The 23,290-nt window shown below is 70.0% G+C and carries 23 protein-coding genes; 11 read left to right on the top strand and 12 right to left on the bottom strand.

Going from position 1 to position 23,290, the window contains the following annotated elements; translation table 11 throughout:
* Nucleotides 1–30 precede the first annotated feature (30 nt).
* Both ACIOGX_RS35910 and hisN read right to left on the bottom strand, forming a co-directional pair.
* Nucleotides 31–435 carry a cyclic nucleotide-binding/CBS domain-containing protein gene (locus ACIOGX_RS35910; protein ID WP_129770432.1) on the bottom strand — a complete coding sequence of 135 codons (405 nt, stop codon included), beginning with the start codon at nucleotides 433–435 and terminating at the stop codon, nucleotides 31–33.
* A 177-nt stretch (nucleotides 436–612) separates the two neighbouring features.
* Nucleotides 613–1,413: a histidinol-phosphatase gene (gene hisN / locus ACIOGX_RS35915; protein WP_129770431.1), complete on the bottom strand. Its 801-nt coding sequence runs from the start codon at nucleotides 1,411–1,413 to the stop codon at nucleotides 613–615.
* Between the two features lie 132 nt (nucleotides 1,414–1,545).
* Here hisN and ACIOGX_RS35920 point away from each other — a divergent pair, with 132 nt between their 5' ends.
* Entirely contained in the window at nucleotides 1,546–2,349 is an 804-nt protein-coding gene (locus ACIOGX_RS35920; protein WP_401918920.1) for a TetR family transcriptional regulator, read from the top strand.
* Here ACIOGX_RS35920 and ACIOGX_RS35925 read toward each other — a convergent pair.
* The 4 genes from ACIOGX_RS35925 to ACIOGX_RS35940 all read right to left on the bottom strand — a co-directional run bounded on the left by ACIOGX_RS35925 (nucleotide 2,315) and on the right by ACIOGX_RS35940 (nucleotide 5,955).
* Nucleotides 2,315–2,638: a multidrug efflux SMR transporter gene (locus ACIOGX_RS35925; protein WP_129770429.1), complete on the bottom strand. Its 324-nt coding sequence runs from the start codon at nucleotides 2,636–2,638 to the stop codon at nucleotides 2,315–2,317. The genes ACIOGX_RS35920 and ACIOGX_RS35925 overlap by 35 nt on opposite strands.
* 100 nt (nucleotides 2,639–2,738) lie before the next feature.
* On the bottom strand, nucleotides 2,739–3,749 hold the full coding sequence (gene rsgA / locus ACIOGX_RS35930; RefSeq protein ID WP_356512338.1) for a ribosome small subunit-dependent GTPase A: 1,011 nt from the start codon (nucleotides 3,747–3,749) through the stop codon (nucleotides 2,739–2,741).
* Nucleotides 3,750–3,753: 4 nt separating this feature from the next.
* Nucleotides 3,754–5,118, bottom strand: coding sequence for a 3-phosphoshikimate 1-carboxyvinyltransferase (gene aroA / locus ACIOGX_RS35935; RefSeq protein ID WP_356512336.1), 1,365 nt, complete (start codon nucleotides 5,116–5,118; stop codon nucleotides 3,754–3,756).
* 114 nt (nucleotides 5,119–5,232) lie between these two features.
* Nucleotides 5,233–5,955 (bottom strand): M50 family metallopeptidase, encoded by a 723-nt coding sequence (locus tag ACIOGX_RS35940; protein ID WP_384764339.1) that lies wholly within the window; start codon nucleotides 5,953–5,955, stop codon nucleotides 5,233–5,235.
* Nucleotides 5,956–6,218: 263 nt separating this feature from the next.
* Here ACIOGX_RS35940 and ACIOGX_RS35945 point away from each other — a divergent pair, with 263 nt between their 5' ends.
* From ACIOGX_RS35945 to def, 8 genes are all read left to right on the top strand, one after another.
* Nucleotides 6,219–7,034: an SOS response-associated peptidase gene (locus tag ACIOGX_RS35945; RefSeq protein ID WP_356512334.1), complete on the top strand. Its 816-nt coding sequence runs from the start codon at nucleotides 6,219–6,221 to the stop codon at nucleotides 7,032–7,034.
* Nucleotides 7,035–7,153: 119 nt separating this feature from the next.
* A complete protein-coding gene (locus tag ACIOGX_RS35950) occupies nucleotides 7,154–7,837 on the top strand; it encodes an alpha/beta family hydrolase (RefSeq protein ID WP_401918924.1) in 684 nt (227 codons plus the stop codon).
* Nucleotides 7,838–8,101: 264 nt separating this feature from the next.
* A complete protein-coding gene (locus tag ACIOGX_RS35955; RefSeq protein WP_193564036.1) occupies nucleotides 8,102–8,761 on the top strand; it encodes a sigma-70 family RNA polymerase sigma factor in 660 nt (219 codons plus the stop codon).
* Entirely contained in the window at nucleotides 8,758–9,078 is a 321-nt protein-coding gene (gene rsrA, locus ACIOGX_RS35960) for a mycothiol system anti-sigma-R factor (protein WP_129770423.1), read from the top strand. The genes ACIOGX_RS35955 and rsrA overlap by 4 nt, the downstream gene beginning before the upstream one ends.
* Before the next feature lie 319 nt (nucleotides 9,079–9,397).
* Nucleotides 9,398–10,912, top strand: a complete 1,515-nt coding sequence (locus ACIOGX_RS35965; protein ID WP_401918927.1) for an HD-GYP domain-containing protein — start codon at nucleotides 9,398–9,400, stop codon at nucleotides 10,910–10,912.
* Nucleotides 10,909–12,210, top strand: a complete 1,302-nt coding sequence (locus tag ACIOGX_RS35970; protein ID WP_356512328.1) for a metal-dependent phosphohydrolase — start codon at nucleotides 10,909–10,911, stop codon at nucleotides 12,208–12,210. Before ACIOGX_RS35965 ends, ACIOGX_RS35970 begins: the two co-directional genes overlap by 4 nt.
* A gap of 93 nt (nucleotides 12,211–12,303) precedes the next feature.
* Nucleotides 12,304–13,308, top strand: coding sequence for a hypothetical protein (locus tag ACIOGX_RS35975; protein ID WP_356512423.1), 1,005 nt, complete (start codon nucleotides 12,304–12,306; stop codon nucleotides 13,306–13,308).
* A gap of 125 nt (nucleotides 13,309–13,433) precedes the next feature.
* The gene (gene def, locus ACIOGX_RS35980; RefSeq protein WP_356512326.1) at nucleotides 13,434–14,090 is read left to right on the top strand and encodes a peptide deformylase; all 657 of its coding nucleotides are present in this window, start codon (nucleotides 13,434–13,436) and stop codon (nucleotides 14,088–14,090) included.
* Here def and ACIOGX_RS35985 read toward each other — a convergent pair.
* Nucleotides 14,066–16,114, bottom strand: coding sequence for a transglycosylase domain-containing protein (locus ACIOGX_RS35985; protein ID WP_401918930.1), 2,049 nt, complete (start codon nucleotides 16,112–16,114; stop codon nucleotides 14,066–14,068). The two genes, def and ACIOGX_RS35985, sit on opposite strands and share 25 nt — an antisense overlap.
* A gap of 223 nt (nucleotides 16,115–16,337) precedes the next feature.
* Here ACIOGX_RS35985 and ACIOGX_RS35990 point away from each other — a divergent pair, with 223 nt between their 5' ends.
* Entirely contained in the window at nucleotides 16,338–17,075 is a 738-nt protein-coding gene (locus ACIOGX_RS35990) for a D-Ala-D-Ala carboxypeptidase family metallohydrolase (protein WP_356512322.1), read from the top strand.
* Between the two features lie 77 nt (nucleotides 17,076–17,152).
* Here ACIOGX_RS35990 and ACIOGX_RS35995 read toward each other — a convergent pair whose 3' ends face one another.
* From ACIOGX_RS35995 to ACIOGX_RS36005, 3 genes are all read right to left on the bottom strand, one after another.
* Complete coding sequence (locus tag ACIOGX_RS35995) at nucleotides 17,153–18,118, bottom strand: helix-turn-helix domain-containing protein (RefSeq protein WP_356512320.1); 966 nt, start codon at nucleotides 18,116–18,118, stop codon at nucleotides 17,153–17,155.
* A 157-nt stretch (nucleotides 18,119–18,275) separates the two neighbouring features.
* The gene (locus ACIOGX_RS36000; RefSeq protein ID WP_401918932.1) at nucleotides 18,276–18,746 is read right to left on the bottom strand and encodes a DUF2809 domain-containing protein; all 471 of its coding nucleotides are present in this window, start codon (nucleotides 18,744–18,746) and stop codon (nucleotides 18,276–18,278) included.
* Between the two features lie 80 nt (nucleotides 18,747–18,826).
* Entirely contained in the window at nucleotides 18,827–19,984 is a 1,158-nt protein-coding gene (locus tag ACIOGX_RS36005; protein ID WP_356512318.1) for a glutathione-independent formaldehyde dehydrogenase, read from the bottom strand.
* Nucleotides 19,985–20,545: 561 nt separating this feature from the next.
* Here ACIOGX_RS36005 and ACIOGX_RS36010 point away from each other — a divergent pair.
* The gene (locus ACIOGX_RS36010; RefSeq protein ID WP_401760938.1) at nucleotides 20,546–22,111 is read left to right on the top strand and encodes a hypothetical protein; all 1,566 of its coding nucleotides are present in this window, start codon (nucleotides 20,546–20,548) and stop codon (nucleotides 22,109–22,111) included.
* A 1-nt stretch (nucleotide 22,112) separates the two neighbouring features.
* On the opposite strand, the gene ACIOGX_RS36015 is transcribed toward ACIOGX_RS36010, so the two are convergent.
* Both ACIOGX_RS36015 and ACIOGX_RS36020 read right to left on the bottom strand, forming a co-directional pair.
* Nucleotides 22,113–22,388, bottom strand: coding sequence for a DUF397 domain-containing protein (locus ACIOGX_RS36015; protein ID WP_401918935.1), 276 nt, complete (start codon nucleotides 22,386–22,388; stop codon nucleotides 22,113–22,115).
* Nucleotides 22,385–23,224, bottom strand: coding sequence for a helix-turn-helix domain-containing protein (locus ACIOGX_RS36020; RefSeq protein ID WP_401918937.1), 840 nt, complete (start codon nucleotides 23,222–23,224; stop codon nucleotides 22,385–22,387). The genes ACIOGX_RS36015 and ACIOGX_RS36020 overlap by 4 nt, the downstream gene beginning before the upstream one ends.
* Nucleotides 23,225–23,290: the final 66 nt, after the last annotated feature.

The following is a 23,290-nucleotide window of genomic DNA, read 5'->3' on the forward strand; positions in this document are numbered from 1 at the left end:
GGATCCGGCCCCTGACGCCGTCCCAGGACCTCAGGCCCCGGCCAGTACCGCCGCGTCCCGCCGGGCCGGGGCCCAGCAGCGGATGATGTCGCGTACGGAGACGATGCCGACCGGTTCGTGCTCATCGAGCACGATCAGATGGCGGAACCCGCCGCTGGACATGGCGGCAGCCGCTTCCTCCAGCGTCCAGGCGGGCGACGCGAAGACGACGGACGTCGTGGTGTGGGTGCAGGCGGTCTCGGAATCGGGGCTCTCGCCCGCACCGAGCGAGTTGAGGATGTCACGCTCGGTGAGGATGCCGATGCCGCAGTGGTCGGGATCGAGGACGACTGCGGCGCCGACGCGGCGTGCCGACATCAGCCGGGCCGCCTGGCGGAGCGTATGTGTGGGCCCGATGGTCAGGACCACCGAACTCATGGCGTCACGGACAAGCATGGGATGGAGTCACCTCCTCGGTGAACCGTTTTCCCAGGTCCCCTGGGGGCTGAGCGGACCGGGAAGACCCTGGAGAAACGATTCACAAGTTCACAAGTGGGGGAACTCTTAGAGTGACACTGTTGCGCGGAGTGAACAAGGGGGCGCCCGGCGCGGAGCCCGGGGCGCGCGAAAAAATCAATAGCGCTGGTTGAGATAGCCCAGGAGTTCTTCGTGGAGGATTCCGTTCGACGCCGCCGCGTTGCCGCTGTGGGGGCCGGGGCTGCCGTCGAGGCCGGTGAAGTGGCCGCCCGCCTCCTGCACGACGATCGCCGGCGCCGCCATGTCCCAGAGGGACAGCTCGGGCTCCGCGCAGATGTCCACCGAGCCCTCGGCGACCATCATGTACGGCCAGAAGTCGCCATAACCGCGGGTGCGCCAGCACGCCCGGGTCAGGTCGAGGAAGCCGTCCAGCCGCCCCTGCTCCTCCCAGCCGGTCAGTGACGAGTACGCGAACGACGCGTCCTGGACGCGGGAGACGTCCGAGACCCGCAGCCGCGTCGCGGACGAGAGGCTCCGGCCCGTATACGCGCCGCCGCCCTTCGCCGCCCACCAGCGCCGGGCGAGCGCGGGCGCGGACACCACGCCGACGACCGGTTCGTAACCGCCCTCGGCGGCCACCATCAGGGAGATCAGCGTGGCCCAGACGGGCACCCCGCGGACATAGTTCTTGGTGCCGTCGATGGGGTCGATGACCCAGCGGCGCGGGCCCGTGCCCTCGACGCCGTACTCCTCGCCCAGGATCGCGTCACGCGGCCTCGCCCGCTGGAGATTGCCACGGATCAGCTCCTCGGCCGCCTTGTCGGCCTCACTCACCGGAGTCATGTCCGGTTTGGTCTCGACCTTGAGGTCCAGAGCCTTGAACCGGTCCATCGTCGCGGCGTCGGCGGCGTCCGCGAGTACATGGGCGAGACGCAGGTCATCGTGGTAATCGGGCATGGTCGTCACAGTATCCATCGTGCGGGACGGCCGGCCACGGGGCCCGGTCGGCGAGAAGGCCGCGAGCGGCCTTGACAGTGGGCGAGGGCCCGTCAACTCTGTGCACAGAGCCGCACGGCCCCGGAGGCGACGATGCCTACAGCGCGTGAAGCCCTGCTCCGCTCCGCTCTCGCGGCGCTCGCCGAGCGGCCCTGGTCCGCGATCAGAATGGTCGATGTGGCGTCGGGTGCCGGGGTGTCCCGGCAGACCCTCTACAACGAGTTCGGCGGCAAGGACGGTCTCGCCCGCGCGCTGATGCGGCGGGAGACCGATCGCTATCTGCGCGGCGTGGAGCGGCTGTTGGGCGAGCGCGCCGCCGCCGCGGACCGGCTGGTGGCCGTCGCCGAGTGGACGGTCGTCGAGGCGCGCGCCAGACCGCTGCTGCGCGCGCTGCTCACCGGCTGCTGGGGGGAGTGGTTCCCCGCTCCGCCGGCCGTGCGCGAGACCACCGCCGCGTCCGGCGTTCCGGCACAGCGCCGCGCGGACGCCGGGCCGCCGGGGACCGCGGATCTGGTGGCGCTGGTACGGGACAGATCGGCGGCGGCGCTGCGCCAGGACCAGCGTGATCAGGGACAGCGTGATCAGGGACAGCGCGATCCGGCACAGCGCGATCCGAGCCGAGGCGGCCCGAGCCGAAGCGATCCTGGCCGGCGTGATCAGGCCCGCCATGATCAGGGCCGACGCGATCCGGATCAGCGCGATCACGGGCAACGCGCTTACGACCGCGACGAGTTGCTCTACCGCTGTGAGCTGGCCGTACGCCTCGCGCTCGCCCATCTCATCGCGCCCGGCGCCGAGTCCGTGGGCCCGCTGGTCCGCACGGCCGTCACCGCACCGCTCCGCGTCCCCCCGCGCGCACCGCTCAGTGCGCCGAGCCCGAGAGCTGGAGCCCGATGACCCCGATGACCACCAGCGAGATCGAGACAAGCTTCAGTACGGACACCACATCGCCGAGGAAGACCATCCCGTAGATCGCGGTGCCCGCCGCGCCGATGCCCGTCCACACCGCGTACGCCGGTCCGACGTCGAGCTTCTTCAGAGAGAGCGTCAGCAGACCGAAGCTGCCGAGCGCGAAGGCCGCGAACGCGATGGTCGGCCAGAGCCTGGTGAATCCGTGGGAGAGCTTCAGACAGACGGCAAAGCCGGTTTCCAGAATCCCGGCGACCACAACCAGCAGCCACGCCATGGTGTAAGAGCCTCCCCGCGTCGGTGACCGCCCGGTACCGCCTGGTGTCTGGCGTGATTATGCCCCTTACCGGGGTCGACGGGCGGCAAACGTGTGCGCGTCAGTCACCTTCGCGCCGCTCCCGCGTGGCGAGAAGACGGCGGAGCGAGTAGAGCCGGGACGGGTCGGCGTGGCCCTCGGCCACCCAGGCGTCCAGCGCGCAGTCCGGTTCGTCGTGGCTGCACGCGCGCGGGCAGCCCTCCGTCCCCGGCACCAGATCGGGGAAGGCGAGGATGACCCGGGACGGATCAACATGATGGAGTCCGAAGGACCGGATACCGGGGGTGTCGATCACCCAGCCGTCCCCCTTCGCCAGCGGCAGCGCCAGCGCCGAGGTGGTGGTGTGTCGGCCGCGCCCGGTGACCGCGTTGACGTCTCCGGTGATCCGGTGACGGTCGTCCGGGACCAGCGCGTTGACCAGCGTCGTCTTGCCGACGCCCGAGTGGCCCACGAAGGCGGTGACCCGGCCGTCGAGATATTCGCGTACGAGGTCCGCCGCGTGGCCGCTCGCCAGTTCGTCCCGTCGTGTGACGACATGACGGATGCCCAGCGCCCGGTAGGTCTCCAGGAGTTCGTCCGGTGAGGCCAGATCGGACTTCGTCAGCACGAGCAGCGGTTCGAGCCCGCCGTCGTACGCGGCGACCAGACAGCGGTCGATCAGCCGGGGGCGCGGCTCGGGGTCGGCGAGCGCGGTGACCACGGCCAGCTGGTCGGCGTTGGCGACGACCACGCGCTCGTACGGATCGTCGTCGTCCGCCGTCCGCCGGAGCACCGAGCGGCGCTTCTCGATCCGTACGATGCGCGCCAGCGTGTCCTTCCTGCCCGACAGATCGCCCACCAGGAAGACCTGGTCGCCCACCACGGCGGCCTTGCGGCCCAGTTCGCGCGCCTTCATCGCCAGGACGACACGGTCCTCGACGAGACAGGTCAGCCGGCCCCGGTCGACGGTCAGGACCATGCCCTCCGACGCGTCCTCGTGCTTGGGCCGGATGTTCGTACGCGGCCGGTTGCCCTTGGGGTTGGGGCGGTGGCGGATGTCGTCCTCGTCGGGGTTCTTGCCGTAGCGGCGCATCGCGTCAGGCTCCCGCTCCCGCGAGCATGTCCGTCCACATCCGAGGGAAGTCCGGCAGGGTCTTGGCGGTCGTCGCGACGTTCTCGATCTCCACGCCGCGGACGGCGAGGCCGATGATCGAACCCGCCGTGGCCATGCGGTGGTCGTCGTACGTGTGGAACACCCCGCCGTGCAGCGGGCGCGGGCGGATGTGCAGCCCGTCCGCGGTCTCCGTGACGTCACCGCCCAGTTCGTTGATCTCCTTGGTGAGCGCGGCCAGCCGGTCCGTCTCATGGAGCCGCAGATGGGCCACGCCGCGCAGGGTGGAGGGCGAGTCGGCGAGCGCGGCGACCGCCGCGATGCCGGGGGTCAGCTCCCCGACCTCGCTCAGATCGAGATCGACTCCATGGATCCGGCCGGTGCCCGTGAAGGTGAGGCTGGTGCCCTCGGCCGTCTCGGCGAACTCGCAGGAACCGCCCATCCCGGTGAAGATCTCGCGCAGCGCGTCACCCGGCTGGGTGGTCCGCTCGGGCCAGTCGGGGACGGTCACCCGGCCGCCGGTGACCAGCGCGGCGGCCAGGAACGGCTGGGCGTTGGAGAGATCGGGCTCCACGGTCAGATCGCGGCCGAGCAGCGCGCCCGCCGAGACCCGCCAGACATTCGGCTCACCGCCGGTCTCGGGCTCGTCGACCTGGGCGCCGACCCCGCGCAGCATGTCGACCGTCATCCTGATGTGCGGCAGCGAGGGCAGTACGGAGCCGACGTGCCGTACCTCCACGCCCTGGTTGAAGCGCGCTCCCGAGAGCAGCAGCGCCGAGACGAACTGGGAGGACGCGGAGGCGTCGATCTCCACCGCGCCGCCCTCCAGGGCGCCGCCGCCGTGCACGGTGAGCGGGAGCGAGCCGCGTCCGTCGTCGTCGATACGGGCGCCCAGCGCGCGCAGGGCGTTGATGACGCTGTGCAGCGGACGCTGGTAGGAGCGGGGGTCGCCGTCGAAGCGGACGGCGCCGTCGGCGAGCGTCGCGACGGGCGGCAGGAAGCGCATCACCGTACCGGCGTTGCCGACGTCGACGGTGGCCGGGCCGTGCAGCCCCGAGGGGATCACCCGCCACGCCTCGCCGCTCGGACCAGGCACGGCAGCGGCGGCGGAACTGGACGACGACACGGTCTCCTCGATGCCGACGCCCATGGCCCGCAGCGCGTCGGCCATCAGGAGGGTGTCGCGGGAGCGCAGCGGGCGGCGCAGCCAGCCGGGCTCGGCGGCCAGCGCGGCGAGGACCAGACCGCGGTTGGTGACCGATTTGGATCCGGGCACGGTGACCGTCGCTTCGACGGCCCCGTTTGCGTAGGGGGCGGGCCAGAGGGCGGGCTGCACGGAGCTTTCGGTCATGGCCAATACTTTAGTGGTTCTTGAGGGACCTCGATCCTGATCAAATACGGAGAAACCAGGGCGTAATCAGCGGGTGATAAGAGGGCTGGAGGATGAGAGGCCGAATTGTCGGTCTCACAGGCCCAACAGCCAGCGCCCGCCGCCGATCAGGGAGCAGAGCGAGACGGCGTGGAAGAGGAACAGCCACATCGCGGGCGCGGTGTGCGTCAGCCGGCCCAGCTGGTCCGCGTCGGAGTCCCCGGCGCCGCCGTACCGGCGCTTCGACTGGAGCTCGAAGGCGGGGCGTACGCCCCCGAGGAGCAGGAACCAGACCGCGGTGTACGCGAACGCCGCCTGGACGTCCGGTTCGGTCAGCCAGGAGATGAGCAGGAAGGCCGCCCCGGTGACGATCACCGTGAGCGCGCCGTACGCGTTGCGGATCATCACCAGCATCGCGAGCAGAAGGGCCGTCGCCAGCCACAGCAGCAGCGTGATGTGGTGCGCGGAGAGCAGCCAGGCGCCGCCGAGACCGAGCAGCGGCGGGGCGGTGTAGCCGGCGGCCGCGGTGAGGATCATGCCGGGGCCGGTCGGCCTGCCCCGGCTGACGGTCAGGCCCGAGGTGTCCGAGTGCAGCCGGATGCCGTCGAGCCGGCGTCCGGTGACCAGGGCTATCAGTCCGTGGCCGCCCTCGTGCGCGATGGTTATCGCGTTACGGGAGAGCCGCCAGAGCGGACGCGGTACGACGGCGGCGAGCGCGACGACCGCCGTCACGATCACCAGCCACTCCTCCGGGGCGGGTTGGGTACCGAAGACGCGATCCCACAGATCGCCGATGGAGGCGGAGTCGATGCTGGCCATTGCTCGGGCGGCTCCTCAGCTCGGTGGCGTCGTGCGCGGGGCGGGGCGGTGCGGTGGTGGTCGTGGCAGTGTGGCACCGAGGTGTCCTACGGAGGAAAACGCCGCCGTGCCTCACACCGGTTCCGCCGGAAAGCTGTGAACCGGGAAGCCGTGAGCCGGAAACGGTGAGTCGTCCCCGGGGCCACGGGTCCGCCGAGGCGCCCGCGAAGCCCCACCTGTTCGGCGTAACCTGGCGCCATCGCAGGCCAGAGGAGCGGTTGAGGATGTGCGGCAGGTACGCGGCGAGCCGTCGGCCCGAGGACCTTCAGGGAGTCTTCGGCATCGAGAAGTGGGAGCCCGAGGAAACCCTCGCCCCCGACTGGAACGTGGCCCCGACCAAAGAGGTCTACGCGGTCCTGGAACGCCCCGTGAAGGAGGCGGCGGACCCCGGTCCTGTCCGTCAGCTGCGGAAACTCAAGTGGGGGCTCGTACCGTCCTGGGCCAAGACGCCCGAGGGCGGGGCTCGGATGATCAACGCGCGTGCCGAGACCGTCCACGAGAAGCCGTCGTTCCGGCGGCCCTTCGTCTCACGGCGCTGCATCCTCCCGGCCGACGGCTACTACGAGTGGGTCACCGGATCCGATGAGCGGCAGCTGGAGGAGCAGGGCAGGAAGAAGCGGCCCCGCAAGCAGCCGTACTTCGTCACCCCGGCCGACGGCTCGGTCATGGCGATGGCCGGACTGTACGAGTTCTGGCGGGACCGCACACTGCCGGACGACCATCCCTCGGCCTGGTGGGTGACCTGCTCGGTGATCACCACCGAGGCGGAGACGACCCCGCTGGCGGTGGCCCCGGCCGAGGGCCCCGGATCGCTGGCGGAGATCCACCCCCGGATGCCGCTGATGCTGACGCCGGACCGCTGGGACGCCTGGCTCGACCCGGCCCGTACGGACCCCGAGGAGCTGCGGGGGCTGCTCGCCCCGCCGCCGGCCGGGCTGATGCGGGCGTACCCGGTCACGACGGCCGTCAGCAACGTCCGCAACAACGGTCCCGAGCTGCTGGAGGAGCTTCCCGCGCCGGAGGAGAGCACGCTCTTCTGACTTCTGCTGCCTCCCGGCTCCTGACGTCCGGCCTCTGACGCGCTGACGCGACCGCCTTCGTGGCGGCAGGCGCACAAGCCTCCGCGCGCCGGGGTGGCCGGGTGACGGAGGATGGCTGTGTGACAAGCGACACGGCAGCCGAGCCGGACCAGCAGACCGTCGAGACCCCCGCCGGGGACGCCCGTATCACCTGGCATCCCGCGAAGCGGCCCCGCCGCGTCCTCGCCCTCGGACATGGCGCGGGCGGCGGGATCGAGGCGCGCGATCTCCGGGCCCTGGCCGCCGCGCTGCCCCCGCTCGGGATCACCGTCGCCCTGGTGGAGCAGCCCTGGCGGGTGGCGGGCAAGAAGCTGGCGCCCGCGCCGAAGACCCTCGACACCGGCTGGCGCGCGCTCTGGCCCGCGCTGGAGAAGCCGGGCCTGCCGGTCGTCGCGGGCGGGCGCAGCGCCGGGGCGCGCGTGGCCTGCCGCACGGCGCGTGAGCTGGGCGCGCACGCCGTACTGGCGCTGAGCTTCCCGCTGCACCCGCCGGGCAGGCCGGAGAAGTCCCGCGCCGCCGAGCTGCTGGAAGCGGGCGTGCCCACCCTGGTCGTCCAGGGCGGGAACGACCCCTTCGGCAGGCCCGACGAGTACGCCGGACTGCCGGGGGGCGCCCCGGGGAGCGCGTACGAGCTGCTGGAGGTGCCGTACGGCGACCATGGGTTCGCCGTGCCCAAGCGGGCGCCCCTCTCCCAGGACGAGGCCCTGGACATCCTCACCGAGGGCGTCGCCGCCTGGCTCGCTGTCCCGGCCGCGGCCCGTTGAAACCTCCGGGGAATGCCCGGCGCGAGGTCGCTGTTGTCAAGAGCATCGGTAGACAGAGCACGAAAGGGAGTCCGTCGTATGGGTTCGACCATCTGCCCGCGCCGCTCAGACGCCACTGACCTGGAGTGGACGGTGCTTTCCGCGGCCAAGACCGCTTCCGTTCGGGCGGCCGGTGGGACGGACCGGCAGGCCCCGGCACATCAAGGTCGACTATTCTCCGATTCGAGTGGGTCCGCATTCGGTCCCGCCACATCGTTGGAGGAGGTGGGTCCGGTCACTGGGACCGACGGAGCGACCGACGACGGCCACATCGAAGAGACCACCGCCGAGCGCAATGCCCGTTTCGAGCGGGATGCTCTGGGCTACCTGGACCAGATGTACTCGGCCGCCCTGCGTATGACGCGCAATCCGGCCGATGCCGAGGACCTGGTGCAGGAGACCTATGCCAAGGCGTACGGCTCCTTCCACCAGTTCCGTGAGGGAACCAACCTCAAGGCGTGGATGTACCGCATCCTCACGAACACATTCATCAACTCGTACCGGAAGAAGCAGCGCGAGCCCCAGCGCAGTGCCGCCGAGGAGATCGAGGACTGGCAGCTGGCGCGCGCGGAGTCGCACATGTCGACCGGACTGCGCTCCGCGGAGTCGCAGGCGCTCGACCATCTTCCGGACTCCGACGTGAAAGCCGCGCTCCAGGCGATTCCCGAGGAGTTCCGCATCGCCGTGTATCTCGCGGACGTAGAGGGCTTTGCGTACAAGGAGATCGCGGACATCATGGGAACCCCCATCGGTACGGTCATGTCACGACTGCACCGGGGCCGCCGCCAGCTGCGCGGCATGCTGGAGGACTACGCCCGTGACCGTGGGCTCGTCCCGGCGGGTGTCGGAGAGTCGTTGGACGATCGGAAAGGTTCGGACTCATGAGCTGCGGAGAGCCGCATGAGACGGATTGCGCCGAGGTCCTCGATCATCTCTACGAGTTCCTCGACCGCGAGATGCCCGACAGCGACTGCACCAAGTTCGAGGTGCACTTCGAGGAGTGCTCTCCGTGCCTGGAGAAGTACGGGCTCGAACAGGCCGTGAAGAAGCTGGTCAAGCGGTGCTGCGGGCAGGACGACGTACCGGCCGATCTGCGCTCCAAGGTGATGGGGCGGATCGATCTGATCAGGTCGGGCCAGGCCGTGCCCGAGCACGACGTGTCGACGGCCGGAGCGGATCTTCCGGGCGTCGCCAAGGAATAGATCCAAGGATCCAAGAATCCAAGGAAGAGAACAGGCGGACCGACGAGAGGGCGTATCGCGCACGGCGCGGTGCGCCTTCACGCGTGTTCGAGCCCATCCGCGCGCGTTTCCCGCCCCGCGCAGCTCGCGTGCCTTCGCGCACCCCGCGTGCCCTCGCGCACCCCGCGCATGACTCTCGCGCGCGCGTACCCACCGTTTGTCCGTGTATAGCACTGCTGTCACCCGAAGGTGCTAATCCGCGGCAAACGCCGGATGATCGCCCCCCAACTCGCTAACCTGACCCTCTGTTTGGGCCGGGCCGAGAAGAGGGGACTACGCCGTGAGGGCCATTCCGGTGGCGGCGCGCGTCTACATCCTGGGTATCGCGCTCTGCGCGGCCCTCTGCGTCCATGCCGCGCTGCGCCCGGACATGCCCTGGAGAGCGATGGCGCTGCTGGCGGCGGTGTACGCCTTCTGCGAGCTGCCCGCCCGCTGCCGCCGCCCGGGACACTCGGTGAACGGTTCGGCACCGGTCGTCGCCGGATCGTTCTTCCCCGTGCTGCTCGCCGCCGCCCTCCTGCTCCCGCCCGCCGCCGCCGCGCTGGTCGCCGTACCGGGCGCGCTGCTCGGCCGGATCGAGCGGCGCCCGCGGAGCCCGCGGCGGATCTGGCGCGCGGCCCAGCTCACCGTCGCGACCTGGGCGGCGGCGTGGGCGCAGGTGTTCTTCGGCGGTCCCGTCGCGCTCGGCGGCGGCGGGTACGGGCTGACGACGCCCGACTTCCCGTACGTGCTGCTGCCCGCCGGAGCCGCGGCCCTCGCCTTCTGCCTGGTGCTCTCCGCGCTGGACGGTGGCATCCTGGTCACCGCCGAGCGGCTGCCGCTGCGCACCGCCTGGCGCGGGCTGCTGCCGCGCTCGCTGGCGCCGCTCGGCGCGCACGGGCTCGCCGGGCTGATGATGGCCGTCCTGTGGCGCAGCCCCTTCGGGCCGCTCTCCGCGCTCTTCGTGCTGCTGCCGATGTACATCTCCTGCTGGGTCTTCGCCCAGTACCACCGCGAGCGCGCCGCCCACCAGGCCACCATCCGGGCGCTCGTGCAGGCCGTCGACATCAAGGACCGGTACACCCGCGGACACAGTGAGCGGGTGGGGCACGCCTCCGTGCTGATCGCCCATGAGCTGGGCATGGAGCAGGAGCGGATCGAAGTACTCCGGTTCGCCGGGATCCTGCACGATGTCGGCAAACTCGGCGTCCCGACCCGGGTGCTGCGCAAGGACGGCCCGCTGACACCCGAGGAGCGCAGGGTGATCGAACTGCACCCCGAGTACGGGCACGAGATGGTGCGCGGCATCGGATTCCTGGGCGAGGCGCGGTCCGCGATCCTGCACCACCACGAACGGCTCGACGGCACGGGCTATCCGTACGGTCTCGCCGGGACGCGCATCCCCGAGTTCGCCCGGGTCGTGGCCGTGGCCGATGCCTTCGACGCGATGACCTCCACCCGTTCCTACCGGCGGGGGCGGCCGGTGCCCACCGCGCTGGCGGAGCTGGAGCGGTGCGCGGGGACGCAGTTCGATCCGCGGATGGTGCGGGCGCTGGCACGGGCGCTGGACCGGCACGGCTGGCAGACGACGGTCACGGCGGACGAGGTCCCGCCCCCTGTCCCCACCGCCCTTCCGGTCCCTGCCGTCGCCGGGCGCGGAAACGTCCCTCCTGCCCGGACCAGCGGTGTTGGCCGGACGCCCGCCGCCGGCCCGCCTGCCGGTCCCCCCGGCGGCCGTACCACCAGCACCGGCCGTACCACCAGCACCGGCCGGAGCGGTGGGACCGGCCGGAGCGGCGGGAGTGGCGGGAGATGACCTCGGCCGCGGTCGGGGCGCCGGCCGCCGGACGCCGCCCCGTCTCCCGCACCGTCGTCGTGGTGTACGGCGCGGCGGCGCTGCTGACCGCCGCCGGGCTCGGCTCCACGCTCTGGCACGGCCTCGCCGACCCCCGCATCGCGCTGGCCTTCGGCGTGCTCATCGCCGTCGGTGAGCTGGCGCGCTGGGGCGCGCTGCCCGGTGAGCGGGAGCCCGCGCCGATCGCCGCCGCCGGGGCCCTCGCGTACGCACTGCTCGGCGAGAACGCCGGACAGCCGGTCGGCCACGGTGTGCTCCAGACCGTCACCGTCGTCCTCATCGCCGCGCTCGCCGGGGCCGTACCGCATGTCGCCCGGGGGCGCGGGCCCGCGCTCGACCACATCGTGAGACGCGTTCTCACCGTCGGCTTCGCCGCCTTCTGCTTCCAGCCGCTCTACGACTCGGCCGAACTGCGGGAACGCCTCGGCGTCGGCCCCGGCTACGCCCTGCTCCTGCTCCTGCTGCTGGGGCTCACCGCGCTCTGCGACGCCGTACTGGCCGCGCTCGTCCTGTGGGCCCGCACCCGCCACCCCTTCGGGCCCCTGCTCCGCGACGAGTTGCGCGCGCTGCTGCACATCGGCTCCGCCGTCTGTGCCACCGGAGCGGTGATCGCGCTCGGGGTCGCCGTCGCCGGGCTGTGGGCGCTGCCCGTGTTCTGTGTGCCGCTGCTGCTGACCCAGCTGTCCATGCGGCGGTACGCGGCCGTGCGCACGACCTACCGGCAGACGATCGCCTCCCTCGCCCGCGCCACCGAGATCGCCGGGTACACCCCCCAGGGCCATGCCCGCAGGGTCGCGGAACTGAGCCTGGCCGTCGGCCGCGAGCTGGGGCTCTCCGGCCCCGAACTGACCGTCCTGGAGTACGCCGCCCTGATGCACGACATCGGCCAGCTGTCCCTCGTCGATCCGGTGCCCGACGGTGCCACCGCCCTGCTGCCCGTCGCGGAACAGCGGCGGATCGCCCTGCTCGGCGGCGCGGTCGTCCGCCAGACCGGGGTGCCCGCCGCCGTCGCGGTGGTGGTGGAACGGCAGGCGGACCCGTACCGGGAACAGCCGATGTCCGCCCGGATCGTCCGGGCCGTCAATGCGTACGACGATCTGGCCGGGGAATGTGCCACTGCGAGCGGACCGCTCGGCGCGCTGGAGCGGCTCCGGCTCGGGACGGCGCACGACTACCAGCCCGAGGTGGTGGAATCCCTGGCACGCGTGCTCTCCCGGGGGCGGCCGGGACCCTGGTCGAATGGGGTAACCCATGGGTAATGAGCGGGCGTCCGACCGAGCATGGTTGGATGCGAAGAAGAGCAAGTTGTGGTGTCCGGGGGCACTGACCCGAACGACCGGCAGGCGGGAATCGTGAGGATCTTCGGGAAGGTACGGCATCGGCCCTCCGCCTCGTGGCGGCAGGCCACCGACCGCGCGTTCACGCTGATCGGTGACGGCCGGTACGAGGACGCGGGAGCGCTGCTGACGCGCGCGGCGGATCTGGAACCCTGGCTCTCCGAGTCCTGGTTCAATCTGGCGCTGCTGCACAAGTTCCGGCACGACTGGGAGCAGGCGCGCGCCGCCGGGCTGCGCGCCGTGGCCCTGCTGGACAAGGAGACCGGCGCGCCGGACTGGTGGAACGTCGGGATCGCCGCCACCGCGCTCCAGGACTGGCCGCTGGCCCGCCGCGCCTGGCAGGCGTACGGACTGCGGGTGCCGGGCAATCCGCACACCGTCGAGGCGAACGGCGAGCCCGAGGGCATGGAGCTGGGCAGCGCGGCCGTCAGGCTCTCGCCGGAGGGCGAGGCCGAGGTCGTCTGGGGCCGCCGTCTCGATCCGGCCAGAATAGAAGTGCTCTCGATCCCGCTGCCGTCGTCGGGCAGGCGCTGGGGCGAGGTCGTCCTGCACGACGGTGTACCGAACGGTGAGCGCACGACCGCGTCGAGCCCGGACGGCACCACCCGTGCCTATCCGGTCTTCGACGAGATCGAGCTGTGGGCCCCTTCTCCCGTGCCCACGTGGGTGGTGCTGCTGGAAGCGGCGACCGAGGAGGACAGGGACGCCCTGGAGCGGCTGGCCGCCGACGCCGGATTCGCCGCCGAGGACTGGTCGTCGTCCGTACGGCTCCTCTGCCGGGCCTGCTCGGAGTCCACGATGCCGAGCGCCGAGGGCGACGGCGAACATCTCGACCCGCACGACCACAGCGAGCCGGGCCATCCGGGGCCGCTGGGCCACCGCACGGCCGGCGAGCTGTGGGCCCCCGAGCGCGAGTGCGGGATCGCCGCCCCGGCCGCGCTGGTACGGGGCCTGCTGGACGGCTGGGTCGCCGACAGCCCGGACACCCGCGAGTGGCGCGATCTCGAAGAGGTCTGCTGAGGGCCACGAGGTCCGCCGGTGCCGAGAACATGCTGAGACTCCCCGAGAGCTGCCCTTAGGCTGTATGGGCACATCGCACGGATCGTGCAGGCAGCATCGGGTACCGAGGAAGGCGTACTGCGGACATGGCGCAGCAGGAGACGGACCAGCGGATCGACAGTGGGACCTCGGTGGCGGAGCCGGGGGACGGGTTCGTCGTGGACACGGAGGACGCCGAGGCGCGCGAGCTGGCGCACCGCGAGCGCGGCACGTCCCGCCCGATCACCGTCGTCGGGAATCCGGTGCTCCACAAGGAGTGCCGGGACGTCACGGAGTTCGGTGACGAGCTCGCCGCGCTGATCGACGACATGTTCGCCAGCCAGCACACCGCCGAGGGCGTGGGCCTGGCCGCCAACCAGATCGGTGTGGACCTGAAGGTCTTCGTCTACGACTGCCCGGACGACGACGGCGTACGGCACGTCGGCGCCATCTGCAACCCGGTGCTGGAGGAGCTGCCGCCCGCCGAGCGCCATCTCGACGACTCCAACGAGGGCTGCCTCTCCGTACCGACGGCGTACGCGGCGCTCGCGCGCCCCGACTACGCGGTGGTGCGCGGCCAGGACGCTCAGGGCAACCCCGTCAAGGTGCGCGGCACGGGCTACTTCGCCCGCTGCCTCCAGCACGAGACGGACCACCTCTACGGGTATCTGTACATCGACCGTCTGTCGAAGCGCGACCGCAAGGACGCGCTCCGGCAGATGGCGGAGAACACCCCGCGCTACGAGACCGTCCCCAACCCCTGAGGGGACGTCGGCTCCGAGGGCGGCGACTTCGAGAGCGCCGACTCCGAGAGCGACGGCGGGGGTACCACCGCGTGGTGGTACTCGCTCCAGATCAGCGGCGGGAACGCGCTGCCCCGCTCGGAGTCGGGGCCGCCCACGCCCTGCATGGGAAGCAGGTTCGGGACATCCGGCTTCGTACGGAACATCGTGACCGAGGTGCTCAGTTCCTGGGTGGCACCGATGAACCAGGCTGATTTCATGCGGTCGTTGGGACCGGTCTTGCCGGCCAGGACCGGAAGATAGATCTTCCGGTCCTTCGGCGAACCGAGGGCGTTCCAGCCCACCTGCTGGAGCGCCGAGCCGACGGTGGCGGCCACGTGCTGCTCCATCGCGCGCCGTGCCACGGGCTTCTCGAAGCCGTCGACCGCGACGCCGTTCCGCTCGATCCTGGTCACCGAGTACGGCTCGGTCGCCCGGCCCCCGTTGAGGAAGGTCGTATAGGCGCTGGCCAGCCGGACGGCGCTGGGGGTCGAGGTGCCGATCGAGAACGTCGGCTCCAGCTTCGCCATGCTCTCCTCGCGCAGCCCCGACGCGACCGCCAGCTCCTTGACCTTCTTCAGTCCGATGGCCTTGCCGGTCTGCACGAACGGGGTGTTGTCCGAGTCCACCAGCGGCAGGGTGAGGTCCATCGACGGCATCGGCGCCGACGTCTCCATGGGTACGGGCCGCCTCTTCTCGCGGTCGGCGGCCCGCGCGGCCTGCCGCTTCCGGGAGAAGGAGTCCTCCAGCGCGGCGGCGTACACGAAGGGCTTGAACGCCGAGCCCGCGGGCACGCCCGAGGTGTCCGCGTTGTTGCTGAAGTGCTCGATGGCGTCGGAGCCGCCGTACACCGCGACGATCGCCCCGTCCTTGGGCCGTACGGAGGCCGCGCCGACCTGCACATGCCGGTCGGCCACGCGCTTCTTCGGGTCCAGCCGGTCCGCGCGCACCTTCTCGACGGCCTCGGCCAGCGCGCGCACCTTGTCCTTCTCGAAGGTGGTGTGGACGCGGTAGCCGCCACCGGCGAGGTCCTTGTCCGTGATCCCCGAGCGGCTCTTGATGTACTTGTTGGTGATGTCGACGAGATAGCCGATCTGCCCCGCCTGGCTGGTCGGCTTGACGGGCGGCTTCGGCTCGGGGAAGGACGTGTACTTCGCGCGTTCCGCGGCGCTCATCGAGCCGGTCTCGACCTGACGGTCCAGGATCCAGCTCCACCGGTCCACGGCCCGCTCGTGGTTCGCGCGGCTGAGGGCCGGGTCGAAACTGTCCGCGCCCTTGAGCAGCGTGGCGAGCAGCGCGGCCTGACCGGGGTTCAGATCCTTGGCGGGGACGCCGTAATACGCGTACGAGGCGGCCTGGACGCCGTACGAGTCGCGGCCGAACCACGAGGTGTTCAGATAGCCCTGGAGGATCTCGGACTTGGGCTTCCGGTTGCTGACCTTGAGGGAGAGGAAGAGTTCCTTGACCTTGCGCGTGAGGGTCTGGTCCTGGCTCAGGTAGGTGTTCTTCACATACTGCTGGGTGATCGTGGAACCGCCCTGGGTCTCCCCGCCCGTGACGATGTTCACGGCGGCGCGGGCGATGCCCGTCACCGAGACGCCCGAGTCGCTGTAGAAGTCCGCGTTCTCCGCCGCGATGACGGCGTTCCGGACGGACTCGGGCACCTGCGCGAGCGTGATGTCCTGCCGGTTCACATCGCCCACACTCACCATCCGGCTGCCGTCCGCCCAGTAGTAGACGGTGGCCTGCCGACGCGCGGAGTCGTGCTCGTCCGGGATCTCGACGTTCAGGTAGACGGCGACGAACAGTCCGGTGAGCGCGCCGGCGGGGAGCAGGAACAGACAGGAGACGAGCTTCCAGGAGGGCACCCAGCGCCGCCACCCGCGCCGGCCGCTCCGGGGGAAGTCGACGAGCCGACGGCGCCGTTTCCGGTGGCCGGCCGGGGTGTCGTCGCCGTCGGGCGGGGGTTCCGTGCGGTTCGCGCGACGTATGCGGGGCAGCCTCATGGGGGGTGCGGACCTCCTCGATCATGAGCCGCCAGCAGGGGGGATACGGCGAGCTCGACACGTACACCCGCTGGGCCGTGATCCCGGTTGGTTCGTTCGCGGAATCTCTACATCCGGATCGGGGTTCTTCCAGTTCTGTTCCGCCTTGTGGGGGACCGGTTGACGCGCGTCGACCCGTACGCCAATCTCTGCGTACAACTCGGCCCCGGCACAAGGAGATCCGATGCTCAGACGCACCGCCCGACTGTTCCTCAGTCTTGTCATGGCCATGTCCTTCGCCTGGGCGGGAGCGCTCGCCACGGCCGGTACGGCACACGCCGACGGCTGCTACACGTGGTCCCGCACCCTCTCCCAGGGCGCCTCGGGCGCCGATGTCACCCAGCTCCAGATCCGGGTGGCCGGCTATCCGGGGACCGGCGCCGTACTCGCCATCGACGGCGCGTACGGACCGGCCACCACCGCCGCGGTGAAGCGCTTCCAGTCCGCGTACGGGCTGGCGGCCGACGGGGTCGCGGGCCCCGCGACCTTCAGCAAGCTCTACGCGCTCCAGGACGACGACTGCACCCCGGTCCACTTCAGCTACGCCGAGCTGAACACCTGCAACAGCACGTGGGCGGGCGGCGCGGTGGACGCGGCCACCGCCAAGTCCAACGCCCTGCGCACGATGTGGAAGCTGGAGGCGCTGCGCCACGCGCTGGGCGACCAGCCCCTCCGGGTCACCAGCGGCTTCCGCTCACAGGCGTGCAACGCCGCGGTCGGCGGCGCGGCGGGCAGCCGCCATCTCTACGGGGACTCCGCCGACCTCGGCTCGGGACCGCACTCGCTCTGCACGCTGGCGCAGACGGCCCGTAACCACGGCTTCAACGGGATCCTCGGCCCCGGCTACCCGGACCACAACGACCACACCCATGTCGACCACCGGCCGAGCCGCTTCTGGTCGGCACCGAGCTGCGGCATCTGAGGTCGTACGGCGTCGGTACGTCGTCCGAAGACGTCCGTACGTACGGTACGGCGGTACGTACGGCACGGACCGGGGCCTCACGCGGCGTGCGAGGGGCCCCGGAACGTACGGCGGTACGTGTTCGGGGTCGTCCCCAGCGTCCGCAGGAAGTGATGGCGCAGCCCGGCCGCGGTCCCGAACCCGGCCCGGCCGGCGACGCTGTCCACCGTCTCGTCCGTCGCCTCTAGCAACTCCTGCGCCAGCAGCACCCGTTGGCGCAGCAGCCAGCGGTACGGGGTGGTCCCCGTCTCCTGCTGGAAGCGGCGGGCGAACGTGCGCGGCGACATATGGGCACGTTCGGCCAGCTGCTCGACGGTCATCTCGCGGTCCAGATGCCGCTCCATCCAGCCGAGGACGTCACCGACCGTGTCACAGCGGCTGCGGGGCAGCGGGCGCTCGATGAACTGGGCCTGGCCGCCGTCGCGGTGCGGCGGTACGACCATGCGGCGCGCGATCGCGTTGGCGATCTCGGGGCCGTGCTCCTTCCGTACGAGATGCAGGCAGGCGTCGATCCCGGCGGCGGTGCCGGCCGAGGTGATCACCGGCCCCTCGTCCACGTACAGCACATCCGGCTCGACGACGGCGCGCGGATAGGTGCGGGCCAGCTCCGCCGCGTGCCGCCAGTGCCCGGCGCACCGGCGCCCGTCCAGCAGTCCGGCGGCGCCGAGCACGAAGACCCCGGAACACACGCTCAGCACCCGCGAGCCCCGGTCCACGGCGCGGCGCAGCGCGGCGAGCAGCTCGGGCGGGTACGCGCGGCCGATGTACGAGTCACCGGCCGGTACGGCGATCAGATCGGCCTCTTCGAGCCGGTCCAGTCCGTGCAGCGAGCCGATCGTGAACCCCGCGTGGGTCCGCAGTTCGGGCCCCTCGGCCGACACCACCGCGAAATCGTGCACGGGGAGGCCCTCGTCGCTCCGGTCGAGGCCGAACACCTCGCAGAGGACGCCCAGCTCGAAGGGATGTACTCCGTCCAGCAGGACGGCGGCCACATTGTTCAGCATGGATCCAGTGTGGCAGTAATTCGATGGTTGATGACAGTCCTGCCACTGCTTTCCGTGCCGGGAACCGACGACAGTGGGGGCATGGACACTTTCCTGACAGTTCTCGCCCTTATCGCCCTGTTTGTTCTGCTGGGTCTGCCGCCGCTGATCTGGCACCTCAAGGACCGGGCGATCGACCGCCAGCTGCGCCGCGCCGAACACCCGGAACGCCCCCTGCGCCCGGAACGCCCCGCGGGGATCCCGGGCCGCGCCGCCACCGTGTCACCCCCGCGTGCCCGAGCCCCGCGACCACTGCACCGACCGCGTACCACAGCAGGTCAGGGGCGTTGAAGGTCGAACCGAGCACGAGCCGCGCGAGCACACTCCGCGCGGCCAGCTCGGCCGGGAGACCGGTGAGCTGAAGCAGCTCGACCGCCCAGCTGAACCCGAGCGCGGCACCCCCGGCGACGAGGGGCCGCACCCGGGGAGCGACCAGCACGACCAGCGTGTACACGAGCACGGTGTAGAGCGCGTCCCCGCCGTACTTGACGACGTCACCGCCCCCGACACCCCGGATCCCGAGCCCGGCCCCCACGGTCAGCAGCGCCGCACCACCCGCGACCAGGCGCGTACGCACGAGAGTTCCCATGAGGAGAGACCCTATGCGCTCGCACGCGCCCGATCAGGCGCGGTTCCCGAGGCGGGTGTCGTCGTCACACGCGTCGCACATCAAGCGCCGTTCGCGTGGAGTACGACCTTGGTCCAACCGTCCTCACGCGCGTCGAACTTCTCGTACGCGGTGGACGCCTCGCTGAGGTCGAGTTCGTGGGAGACCAGGAAGCTCGGCTCGGCCTTCCCTCCGGCGATGAGGTCGCGCAGGGCGCGGTTGTAACGCTTGACCGGCGCCTGCCCGGTCCCCATCTTCTGGCCCTTGAACCACATCAGTCCGTAGTCGAGGGCGACCTTGCCCTGCGCTTCGAGTTCTCCCTGGGCTTCGGCGCCGCCGGGGTCCTCGGGCAGGAACACACCGACCACTCCCAGCGATCCGGTGAACCGCACAGTGTCGATCAGGCCGTTGAGGGTGAGGGCCGCGTCCTCCTTGCCCCGGGGATCGTGCGCCTGGTAGCCGACGCACTCGCAGCCGTTGTCGGCACCCAGCCCGAGTGTCGCTTCCTTGACGACCTCGGCCGGATCCTCCCGGCTCGTGTCGATCGGGATGGCCCCGATCTCCTCGGCGATACGCAGCCGGTCGGGCTGGTAGTCGGCGACCCACACGCGCCCCGCGCCCTTGAGGAGCGCCGAGTAGGCGGCCATCAAGCCGACCGGTCCGGCCCCGTAGACGATGGTCTGGTCCCCGGGTTTGACGTCCGCCATCTCGGTGGCGTGATAGCCGGTGGGGAAGATATCGGCGAGCATCACGTAGTCCACCTGGCGCTCAGCCGCGTCCTCGCCCAGCCGCAGGGCATTGAAGTCGCCGTACGGGACGCGCAGCAGCTCGGCCTGACCGCCTTGATAGGGGCCCATCTCCGCGAACCCGTACGCGGCCCCCGCCAGGGCGGGCTCCGGCTGCATGGTCAGGCAGTAGTTCGTCAGCCCCTTCTCGCACTGCTTGCAGAAACCGCAGGCGATGTTGAACGGGAGGACGACATACTCGCCGACCTTGATCTTGCTGACCCCCGGCCCCACCTCCACGACCTGCCCCAGATTCTCGTGTCCCAGCGTGCGCCCTGTCTCGAAAGAGGTCCGCCCCTCATACATGTGCAGGTCGGAACCACAGATGTTGGTGCTGGTGATCTTCACGACAATGTCGCAGGGGTGCTCGATCTTCGGGTCCGGCACGTCCTTCACCGTGACCGTACGCGGTCCTTCGTACACTGCTGCCCGCATGTCGAGACCGTCCTTTCTCGTCTTCTGCTCACGGGCCCGCGCAGAAACCGCGACCTTCTGAAGCTCACTCGCGGCGCGCCCCCGGCGCCGGCCTGTTGACAACGCACGGCCCAGGACGCTCCGCGGGGGAGGCCGCGGAACCACACGTCTCTTCAACCCTCCCACTGCGGGTGGCGCTGTCAAATCCACTGCATATGCGATGAGTGACGCCGTATCGCTACGACTCGATCTGGTCGGCAATAGCTGATGTGCGCGTGAGCCGGCGCATCAGGCAGCTGGTAAATCACCGCACCAGAATGATGGCGGCTTCGATGTCGCAGGCCGCGTGTTGGCTTCAATGGGTCATACCGCGTGTGGTTATATCGCGACACCGAAGGTGATGACGATGGCAGCCAGCCCGCATCACGAGCAGAAATCGGGTGACGTTCCTCAACGACGGCGCCCTCACTGGTCTTCACCTTCTCTTTCAACCCCTGCCTCAATCGCGGTCATTCGCGCAGGCCAGCCCTTCGACGTCGAGTGATGGCGGACATCCACTCCACAGTGAAGGAATACGTTTCCATGACAGATGGCAACGAAAACGATCGTGCGGGACGGCCACGCGGGAACGTGAACAGGCGACGCCTTCTCCAAGGGACGGCGGGCACTCTCGGTGCCGCTCTGGCGTCAGCCGGCATCTACAAGGCGATCGACACCATGGTCGAACCACCGGACCGGCCCGCTGTCGCCGACAGTCGGCCCATCGAGGAGCAGTACATCCTCCAGAACGAGCAGGTGGTCATGGTCGATGGCTCGGGTGTGCAGAGCAGCAAGGGCAAGATCGCGGTCCGGGTGCCGGCCCTGCACGATCACGTCATTACCGCGAGGCTGAATGTTCCGGCGAATGCCAAGGCGTTGCAGGAGGCGCGGCATCACCTGGAGTCCGCACTCGTGGAGGTGGAACGCCGATTTCCGTCCACTCCCACAGGAGTGGGCACCACGGTGGCCTGGGGTCTTCCCTACTTCCACCACTACATCCCGACGCTGGGCAAGACGTCGGGCTACTTCAAAGCGGGAACACGCTACCCGGAGTATCTGCCGGTTGACGCGAAGACCTCCAAGAAGGAGGGGCAGACCGTATACGCGTTGCAGGAGGCCAGGACGTTTCCCAGCGACGAGCCCCCGCCTGGCTTCGGGCCGGTCCGCTTGGAACAGAATGATGTGGCCGTGCTACTCCGCAGTGACTCGCTCGCCAATATCGCGGCAGCCATGGACGTCCTCTTCGGGCACGGAGGCAACCGGGCGGGCGGCCTGTTCAAGGTGACGAGTATCCGCCGGGGCTTTTCCGGGGGCGGTTTCTACGGCCAACAGGGTCTGCCGAGCAAGCTGGCACTGGCAGCCGATATCCCCGGTGCGCAGTCGATTCCCCGACAGGCGCAGGGCTTCCTCGGCTTCGCCACCACCCTGGATTCGAATATGGGGCCCGGCGTCATCGCCAATCTGGAAACCCTGCCCGGCCTCACCGATCAGTGGCCCAATGGTTACTTCAAACAGGGGACCACCATGCATCTCTCGCACCTGTTTCAAGATCTGGTGACCTGGTACGAACGGAACTTCCCCCAGTACGAGGACCGCGTCGGGGCGATGCTCCACCCCGGCCTCTCGCCCGCGCCCGCGCCGGGCACGCTTGCCCTCCAACCGCCAGGCCAGAGCGAGGCCGAAGTGGCGCAAGGGGTCCGGCGGTACCACTCCTACGGCCACACGGGAAGCATGTCGGAGGTGGACAGCACCACAGCGCCGACGACCAGTCATTACGGGAAGGCATACCCCACGGGGACGACCATCCCCGTGCGCGGCGATTTCGACACGCTGGACAATCCCTTCCACTACACATCCGATCCGACGGCGGACCACTACAGCAAGACACCGGCGGCCGGGTTGCACTTCATTCAGTTCCAGCCGACGATTGCGATCTTCAATCTCGTTCGGCTCTCGATGGACGGCCACTACCCCGACAGGACACTGCCCGTCGCACCGCGCAGCCCCCACGCCGGCATCAACTCGGTCCTCCAGACGACCCACCGGCAGAACTACCTTGTTCCGCCGCGTCGCCATCGCTCCTTCCCGCTCGCCGAGTTCCTCGTCTGACTCAGGCGGGTACGGGGGGCTCGGTGGTCGCGAAGGAGAGGAAGGCGGTCCAGGGGGCGGCGGGGATGTGGAGTATGGGGCCCTGGGTGTTCTTCGAGTCGCGGATGTGGACGGTGGTGGGGGCGACGGCTACCTCTACGCAGTCCCCGCCGTCCGAACCGCTGTAGCTGCTCTTGAACCAGGCCACTTCTACGCAGTCCCCGCCAGCTGATCCGCTGTAGCTGCTCTTGAACCACGTCAGTTGGGTTGGTGAGGGCGCAACCTGCTCAGTACTCATGATCCTCCTGCCATGCGTTCGATCAGATGCGCAGACTCTTCTACGTTCAGGGCCTGCGTGCGCAGCTTGCCATGGCGCAGGCCGAAAGCGCTGACAGTTGTGGGGTTGGTGATCACCAACCCGACTTCCTGGGATTCGATGTAGCCGACCCGGCGATGCTCCAGGGTCTCCATAACGACCATAGATCCGTCCAGCCCTGGGTGGAAGCCACGGTCCAGAGGCATGATCTGGATCTCGACATTGCGCATCGTTCCCTGATGCAGCAGGTGTTGAAGCTGCGCCTGCATCACCTCTGCGTCGCCCACCATGCTCGTCAGGGCCAATTCGCCGATGACGAAGCACGTATCCACCATGGGGGTGCGTGTCAGGAGCTTCTGTCGACTGAGCCTGGCCTCGACACGCTGCTCAATGACCTCCTCGCTGAGCGGCGGGCTGTGCGCGGAGACCAACGCCCTTGCGTAATCCTCGGTCTGGAGCAGTCCGGGGATCAGCATGGGATCACAGGAGAACCGACTGACCGCCTCCGTCTCGATCAGCGCGAAGTCCTGGAAGAACGCCGGAAGTTTCGCCAGATCCACGTCGTCCTGCAACACCGCCAGCGTTCCGCCCGCCTTCAGGACCACCTCCGCCGCGTCCGTGAACGCGGACTTCGCCGGCCTCCGGCCCTGCTCGATCGAGGCGAGCTGGTCGCATGAGTAACCCACAGCCTCCGCGAGTTCCTGCTGTGTCAGGCCGGACTTGTTACGCCAGAGCTTGACCAGCTTTCCGTACGCCACCCAGACGCCCGGCCGGTCGTCGTCCTGTGCCCGCTGCTTCTTCTGACGGCTGGTTCCCATGCCTCACACCCCAATGCGCCGATGTGCGAATGTGGTTCACGTGTAAACACGCGCGGCGGGGCACCG

This window comes from Streptomyces sp. NPDC088147, from assembly GCF_044741565.1.
Lineage (GTDB): Bacteria > Actinomycetota > Actinomycetes > Streptomycetales > Streptomycetaceae > Streptomyces.

What these genes read in the sequence shown, in the direction of transcription:
- ACIOGX_RS35910 (WP_129770432.1), bottom strand. Translation starts at nt 435, where the DNA reads ATGCTTGTCCGTGACGCCATGAGTTCGGTGGTCCTGACCATCGGGCCC.
- hisN (WP_129770431.1), bottom strand. Translation starts at nt 1,413, where the DNA reads ATGCCCGATTACCACGATGACCTGCGTCTCGCCCATGTACTCGCGGAC.
- ACIOGX_RS35920 (WP_401918920.1), top strand. Translation starts at nt 1,546, where the DNA reads ATGCCTACAGCGCGTGAAGCCCTGCTCCGCTCCGCTCTCGCGGCGCTC.
- ACIOGX_RS35925 (WP_129770429.1), bottom strand. Translation starts at nt 2,638, where the DNA reads ATGGCGTGGCTGCTGGTTGTGGTCGCCGGGATTCTGGAAACCGGCTTT.
- rsgA (WP_356512338.1), bottom strand. Translation starts at nt 3,749, where the DNA reads ATGCGCCGCTACGGCAAGAACCCCGACGAGGACGACATCCGCCACCGC.
- aroA (WP_356512336.1), bottom strand. Translation starts at nt 5,118, where the DNA reads ATGACCGAAAGCTCCGTGCAGCCCGCCCTCTGGCCCGCCCCCTACGCA.
- ACIOGX_RS35940 (WP_384764339.1), bottom strand. Translation starts at nt 5,955, where the DNA reads ATGGCCAGCATCGACTCCGCCTCCATCGGCGATCTGTGGGATCGCGTC.
- ACIOGX_RS35945 (WP_356512334.1), top strand. Translation starts at nt 6,219, where the DNA reads ATGTGCGGCAGGTACGCGGCGAGCCGTCGGCCCGAGGACCTTCAGGGA.
- rsrA (WP_129770423.1), top strand. Translation starts at nt 8,758, where the DNA reads ATGAGCTGCGGAGAGCCGCATGAGACGGATTGCGCCGAGGTCCTCGAT.
- ACIOGX_RS35970 (WP_356512328.1), top strand. Translation starts at nt 10,909, where the DNA reads ATGACCTCGGCCGCGGTCGGGGCGCCGGCCGCCGGACGCCGCCCCGTC.
- def (WP_356512326.1), top strand. Translation starts at nt 13,434, where the DNA reads ATGGCGCAGCAGGAGACGGACCAGCGGATCGACAGTGGGACCTCGGTG.
- ACIOGX_RS35985 (WP_401918930.1), bottom strand. Translation starts at nt 16,114, where the DNA reads ATGAGGCTGCCCCGCATACGTCGCGCGAACCGCACGGAACCCCCGCCC.
- ACIOGX_RS35990 (WP_356512322.1), top strand. Translation starts at nt 16,338, where the DNA reads ATGCTCAGACGCACCGCCCGACTGTTCCTCAGTCTTGTCATGGCCATG.
- ACIOGX_RS35995 (WP_356512320.1), bottom strand. Translation starts at nt 18,118, where the DNA reads ATGCTGAACAATGTGGCCGCCGTCCTGCTGGACGGAGTACATCCCTTC.
- ACIOGX_RS36000 (WP_401918932.1), bottom strand. Translation starts at nt 18,746, where the DNA reads ATGGGAACTCTCGTGCGTACGCGCCTGGTCGCGGGTGGTGCGGCGCTG.
- ACIOGX_RS36005 (WP_356512318.1), bottom strand. Translation starts at nt 19,984, where the DNA reads ATGCGGGCAGCAGTGTACGAAGGACCGCGTACGGTCACGGTGAAGGAC.
- ACIOGX_RS36010 (WP_401760938.1), top strand. Translation starts at nt 20,546, where the DNA reads ATGACAGATGGCAACGAAAACGATCGTGCGGGACGGCCACGCGGGAAC.
- ACIOGX_RS36015 (WP_401918935.1), bottom strand. Translation starts at nt 22,388, where the DNA reads ATGAGTACTGAGCAGGTTGCGCCCTCACCAACCCAACTGACGTGGTTC.
- ACIOGX_RS36020 (WP_401918937.1), bottom strand. Translation starts at nt 23,224, where the DNA reads ATGGGAACCAGCCGTCAGAAGAAGCAGCGGGCACAGGACGACGACCGG.